This is a genomic window from Arthrobacter sp. OV608, from assembly GCA_900110595.1.
Lineage (GTDB): Bacteria > Actinomycetota > Actinomycetes > Actinomycetales > Micrococcaceae > Arthrobacter.
Map to the genome: position 1 here is coordinate 1 of FOEZ01000046.1, position 6115 is coordinate 6115.

At 59.8% G+C, this 6115-nt stretch carries 6 protein-coding genes; 1 reads left to right on the plus strand and 5 read right to left on the minus strand.

All coding sequences use genetic code 11. The features are described 5' to 3' along the window. Positions 1 to 293, minus strand: a 293-nt coding sequence (locus tag BMX78_RS22375; RefSeq protein ID WP_170850928.1) for an isocitrate lyase/phosphoenolpyruvate mutase family protein, incomplete at its 3' end; no start/stop codon positions are given. A 114-nt stretch (positions 294 to 407) separates the two neighbouring features. Continuing rightward, positions 408 to 1577, minus strand: coding sequence for an LLM class flavin-dependent oxidoreductase (locus tag BMX78_RS22380; RefSeq protein WP_170850929.1), 1170 nt, complete (start codon positions 1575 to 1577; stop codon positions 408 to 410). Between the two features lie 213 nt (positions 1578 to 1790). Here BMX78_RS22380 and BMX78_RS22385 point away from each other — a divergent pair, with 213 nt between their 5' ends. Next, positions 1791 to 3158, plus strand: coding sequence for an MmgE/PrpD family protein (locus BMX78_RS22385; RefSeq protein WP_091424786.1), 1368 nt, complete (start codon positions 1791 to 1793; stop codon positions 3156 to 3158). Between the two features lie 74 nt (positions 3159 to 3232). Here the strand turns inward: BMX78_RS22385 and BMX78_RS22390 are convergent, their stop codons facing one another. The 3 genes from BMX78_RS22390 to BMX78_RS22395 form a co-directional block, all read right to left on the minus strand. Then, the gene (locus BMX78_RS22390; protein WP_170850930.1) at positions 3233 to 4273 is read right to left on the minus strand and encodes a LacI family DNA-binding transcriptional regulator; all 1041 of its coding nucleotides are present in this window, start codon (positions 4271 to 4273) and stop codon (positions 3233 to 3235) included. A gap of 307 nt (positions 4274 to 4580) precedes the next feature. Further along, positions 4581 to 4766 carry a putative sulfate exporter family transporter gene (locus BMX78_RS23800; RefSeq protein WP_139205078.1) on the minus strand — a complete coding sequence of 62 codons (186 nt, stop codon included), beginning with the start codon at positions 4764 to 4766 and terminating at the stop codon, positions 4581 to 4583. A gap of 262 nt (positions 4767 to 5028) precedes the next feature. Continuing rightward, positions 5029 to 5628, minus strand: coding sequence for a nuclear transport factor 2 family protein (locus BMX78_RS22395; RefSeq protein WP_091424783.1), 600 nt, complete (start codon positions 5626 to 5628; stop codon positions 5029 to 5031). Positions 5629 to 6115 lie beyond the last annotated feature (487 nt).

Consider the following 6115-nt stretch of genomic DNA (forward strand, 5'->3'; position numbering starts at 1 on the left):
CCCCCGTCGTCGAAATCGACGATAAGCGGAATGTCAATTGCCCGTGTGATGCCCCGGGCCACATCGATGATGTCGCGGGTGGAGATCATCGTCATATCCGGAATCGCATGGTACGCGACCGATACGGTAACCCCGCCGCCGATGGTCACCGCGCCAAATCCCAGATCCTGGGCTACCCGCGCCGAAAAGGGGTCATGAACCCCGGGAATATGAACCAGCCCATCACCCGCGATCAGTTCACGCAAGCGAGCGGCGGCCGACCCCGGCTTCTTTATTATGTCGCTCATCGGCATGTGGGTGTTCCTCTCTCCATTGAGCGTAGATATGGCTGCCCGCGGCGCACGCGGGTGCAGAGCGTTCCCCAAGTCCCCGCGCAGCAGTGCTGCAGGCTGGAACGGCTCATGACACTAACTGCGGAGGCCGGCTTGGACCATGAGGGGCAGAATCTCGTCTTCCATCTGCTGGAGTCCCTCATCGTAATTGACCCAGGAGATCGCAACCCCGTCGAGTCCGGCGTTGGTCAACTCCAGCAGCGATTCAACAACCTGCTCGGGGGTGCCGATCAGAGTCATCGCGCCGCGGCCGGCGGCGAGCCGCTCGATCATCTGCCCGTGTTCTTCGGGATCAACTTCCAAGCTCTTTGAGTTCGCGGTGCTCTTGTCAAACAGCTTCTCGATCGCGGCAACATCAGCGTTGTCGCGGTGCACAAACCGGAAGTAGTCCTGAGCGTCCTGCTCAGTCGGGCGACACACAATGTGCACCCGCCCAAAGACCCGCACCTCACGGCCATGGGAAGCCAACGCCTGCTGCTTGATCTCCGCGATCTGACGCCGCGCGGTCGCCATGTTCTGCAGCGACGCGAAGATGAGGTCGCTGTGGGTGGCGGCGAAGTCGCGGCCAGGGCCGCTGGTGCCCGCATTCATAATCACCGGATACGGGTCCTGCAACGGGTGCGGGTCAGAGAACGCGTCAACAGCCTTAATATACTCACCATTGAAATCCGCCGGAGCATCACCGGTCCACAACCGCTTCAGCAGCGTCGTCCACTCATCAGCGTAAGCGTACCGGGCATCGTGCTCACGCTGGGTGAGGCCGAACATGGCGAACTCCTCCGGGAACCACCCCGCCACAACGTTGATCCCGAACCGGCCCCCCGACACATGATCTGCCGTCACCGCCATCTTGGCCGCCATCACCGGGTGGATCAACGGAACCTGCACCGTGGCAAACGCCTGGATCCGCTGCGTCCGCGCCAGCAACGCCGTCGCCCACGTGAACGGCTCAAAAGAACGGGCCGACAAATTGAACTGACCATCAAATCCACGCCACCGCTGCACCGGGATCACCGCATCAAACCCGATCCGGTCAGCATGCTGCGCCAACCGAAGGCTCTCCTCCCAACTGCCCAGGACCTTGCCCTCGACATTGGCAAGCGTCACACTCCCACGCATGTTGGTAGCAAACGTCGCCAACTTCAACCGATTCTCATCATTCAAAACCGGCGTCGACCACTTATCGACACGAACATCCACCGCTTCCGATGGCACGCTCAACTTCTCTTCCGCCTTCGCTGACAAAACTCCACCTCGAATTCGCACAATCGCAGGCGGCACCGAGGAAACCCCCGACAGCCACAAGCACACCCAACCATTTCTGAATACGATACCATGACAGCCTTGAATGCGAAACCTTCGCGCGCTATTTTCTTCGCTTTCCCCGCCAGCAGACAATTTTTGCATACGATCCCTCGTGGGCTTGACTATGTCACCTAGCTTTGATCGACTCCAGTTATGCCAGTAACCGAGATATCCCCTGAAGGATTCACCACTCAGGTAGCGACCGAAATTGCTGCAATCCGTCACGCAGACCTTCCACCGCATGCGCTGACGAGAGCAAAGCATGTGCTGCTCGATTGGCTCGGAGTGGTGATCGCGGGCTCCGTCGAGCCGACTGGGCGAATAGCACAGGCCATAGCCACGGATAGCGGCTCTCGACCGGTGGCAACTATCATCGGGACGCACCTTCGCAGTTCCCCGCGCGACGCAGCACTGGCAAATGCGATTGCTGCTCATGCTCTGGACTTCGATGACTCGAGTTTGTGGACTGACGGCCACCCGTCAGCCGCAATTGTTTCGGCAACGGTAGCGCTCGGCGAGATGGTGGATGCAACAACCGCACAGGTTGTTGAAGCGATCGTGGCCGGCCTGCAAGGACAGGCTCGCATCGCACTCGCAATGGGTCCTTCGGCCTACGAGAACGGCTTCCATGGCACCGGCGTTTACGGGACGTTCGGTGCCGCCGGTGCCAGCGCACGTCTCCTCAATCTCGACATTGACGGCATCGAGCGAACCTATACTCTGGCGGCCACCCAAGCTTCGGGCTTGAGGCGCGTATTCGGATCGATGGGCAAACACCTTAATGCCGCGAAGGCTGCATCGAACGGCCTTCTGGCCGCGCAACTAGCGTCCAAGGGATTCACCGCGCCGTCCGACGGAATCGAGGGACGGCAAGGCTTCGCCTGGACGCACAGCACCACCTTCGACCCGTCTCGCCCGCAGGGAGTAATGGGCGATCGATTGGCGATCGAGTCGGTCCTGTTCAAGCGGCACGCAAGCTGTCACGGCACCCATTCTTCGATCGACGGTATCGCCAAGCTCCGTGCGCAAAATGCCTTCACCGAGGGCGATATCGCCGACGTGCAGTTGTACGTCTCGGAGAAGGTGGCTGATATTTGTTGCATCAGTGACCCCGCCACGGGGCTCGAGGGCAAGTTCAGCCAGCGACATGCGGCCAGCGTTGCTCTCGCTGGTCTAGGCACCGGCCCGGAGGCGTTTTCAGACGAAAGCGTGCACGATCCGCGTCTGATCGCCCTGCGCCAGAAGGTTGCGGTTCTTCTGGAGAGTGACAGGGCGATGACCGCGCCGACGAAAGTCGCCATCACTCTCCTGAACGGAGATCGGCTCGAAGCCGAAGTCGATGTCTTCGAGCCCACGCCCGACGCCGAGCTACCTGCGGAGTGGAAGGCGCTGGAGAGCAAATTCGTCGCGCTTACCAGTCCGGTCATTGGCTCATCGGCTGCACGAGCCTTAGTGGAGCGTTTTACACACCTGGATCCAGAGAGCAAGATCAGTCAATTGCTGAGCCTGCAACCGGCGTAGAGTGCAAACGAAGAGTAACTGGCGGCTCGGGTGGAGAAAAATTCGGCTCCTAGAGAAGTCCGAAATCCCGTGTGTCATTTCGTCGATGGCGCTGCAGGTGCGTGGGCTGTCGACCCTCGAACAAGGAGTGCACCCTCGACTCGTCGTCGCTTTGGGGTGGGCGTCTGTTCCCCGTCGATCCGTCGCAGGAGCAACTCCACGCTGATTTCGGCCATAGGTGCGATTGGCAACTGAACCGTGGTGAGGTCGTAAGCGGCCCACTCCGACATCGTGATGTTGTTGTACCCGACAACCCAAAGGTCTTCAGGAATTCGGATTTTCATCTTGCGAGCAGCGTCGAGGGCACCGTAGGCGACAAGGTCATTGACGCAAAAGATGGCGTCGGGCTTCTTTTTGCCATTCCACAACTGCTCAAGCGCATGCTCGCCGGACCCGTATGATAGGTCGCCGTAGATGATGCGATTATCAGCCAATGGGGAACCTAGGCTCTCCAGGCGTTGCCGGAATCCTTGCTCGATCTCGCGTCCTGGGCTGAATGCGCGACCGCCCACCAGCGCTACATCACGACGACCGTTCTCCAGAAGGTACTCTGCTACCCGGCGTCCGCCTTGCACGTTTGCTCCGGCCACCGTGTCCGTTGGTATTCCGCGGATGGTGCGTCCCATAAGCACGATAGGCGCGCCAGCACTAATGTCGGCCTCAAGCTCGGGCATCTGATCGACCGCCGAAGTGTAGATAAGTCCATCGACTGACCGCTCCCGCAGAGCCTGCAGGGCATCCGGCGCGTTACCATCCGTGTCGGCCAGCCATACACTCAGCCGTAAACGGTGACGGGCGACGTGCTCGTGCACCTCTCTCATTACTTCCATCGCATAGAGGTTTACTGGGGTGCTGACGACGAGTCCAATAGACCGTGAGCGCTGGGTACGCATAGCGCGGGCACTTGCGTTAGGTACGAAACCTGTTTCACGGAGGACCTCGGTAACCCTCTTGCGGGTCTTCGCCGACACGTTTGGATGCCCGCTCAGCACACGCGACACTGTGCTTTGCGATACGCCGCTCAAGTTTGCAATATCGCGGCTTGTCAGAGCTGTTTTTGAATTGGTTCCCAGCACACTCATGATGCTAGCGGCAAATAGCTATCCAAACTAGCCAGACGGGATGAGTTGGAGGATTGTCCGCCAGTGAAGGGGCATACGTTGACTCTACGCCCCGGCCAACGGGGTTGGGTCTACCGGGGAGCGCGGTCTCGGCATTCAGAGTGGACCCATGCAAATTCACAACGCGACGCCGGGTGCGCAAGCATGGGCTTGACCGGGCAATACTCCTCGCCGCTGGACTCGTAACCATTCTCATAGTCGGGCTTGTCCCGGGCTGTCTGCGCTCCTGATCGCCGTCGTGATCGGAGCAAACGTCGGCAATCTACGCAATCGTTCCGCGGGCCGCCGCCGCGGGCATCTTGTGGGGTTTAAAGAAGTTCCTGGCCGCTGAGGCGGAAACAATGCCGCCGGCCGCGGCCACTTGAGCGACCTCGTGAACGCTTGCTCCGATCGAGATGCCGGCTTGCAGGTCAGATAACCCCAGTAGGGGATCGAGAGCAGGTAGCACGCCTTTCCTTGGCTACATGGGCAATCGGCCGACCGCTCAGGACGCGTTCGACGAGGATCCGTCTACCGGTCGGGGTCAGACGGGCACTACGGTGGAACATGAAGACCGCTTAGTCGTTGGCTGTGTGTCGTAACCACCAACCTAAGAGGTCTTCACCTATTCACGCTGTAACCAACGTCCTGATTCAGTACAACGAGTGCCCGCTGCCGTATCGCGTTGGCGCGGTCGAAGGGCGTCTGAGCTGTCGTCGCGGGCTCTGGCATTATCGAACTTCCTCGTCGCGAGCAGCCTGCGCGGCTCGGTAAGACGGCAGCTCTTCTGGAATCTCTGCCTCACGCGGAGCAGCACCCGGAACGCGAACCCGCTGGCGACCAGCCATGCTCAGCCCCAGCTCTTCGTGGGAGGTGAAGTACTGGTATCGCATCTGCCGACGCGCGAACAACCACCTGCCATCAACTCGGCAGTACTCGTCGTCGTAACGGAATGAGGCGAGCATCCGCTGCCCGTCGACCGCAACCTCACCATGACCCATCTGCACGCCGACCGCTGTGTTTGCACCCAACGCCAGGTCAACCACGTGCTGATGCACCGTGTGGACGGTCAGGGAGTACGTGTTCATGATCTGGCCGTAGAACTGACGAAGCTCGTCGCGACCTGAATGCACAGCCCCGGCACGCAAGAAAATGCCATCTTGTGCGAAAAGACATATCAGCCCATCCAGATCTTGGCTGTCGACAAGGATAGGGTAGATCGCCGCAAGCTGCTGGATGGCGTGCAGGTCAGCCAATCGCTGCAGGTGCAGTCGTTCCGACCCGGCCTCGATGTCGGGGCTCGCGTTAACATTGTTGACTTCCAGAGTCATAGTGCGCCTCCTTTGGCATTCTGCGCGTTCTCCGCATTGCGATCTTGTCGTGCTGTGACACCGAACGTCGAGCTGTCTATACAGTTGCCTGCGCTTCAACACCGGTGTATGTGACCTGACTTCCGGGGACGTGGCGCCACTTGTTGCCCTGGTATTCCTCCTTGATGAAGTGCGCGGCCAGGGACAGCGTTCGTGGAGCAATCAGGATCGGTCGTGCCAGGCGTGGATCGAGATCAGGGTCCGACAACAATGCCGCCGAAACACCCTCGGTATTGATAGCGATCCGTCGCCCTACAGCAGCTTCCAGCTCAGTCTCGATCGGCGCCTACCATTATGGAAATCACGGTTTAGACTGCCGTTGACTCGGTGATGATTTCGGGAACAGAGGGCCGGCGGTATGTTTTGCCGTGCTTTGCGAGTTCTGCTTCGAAGGCGGGGATCGTGTCAGTGCGGAAAAGCTCAAGGTCGGTAACGTAGTCGAACAGGT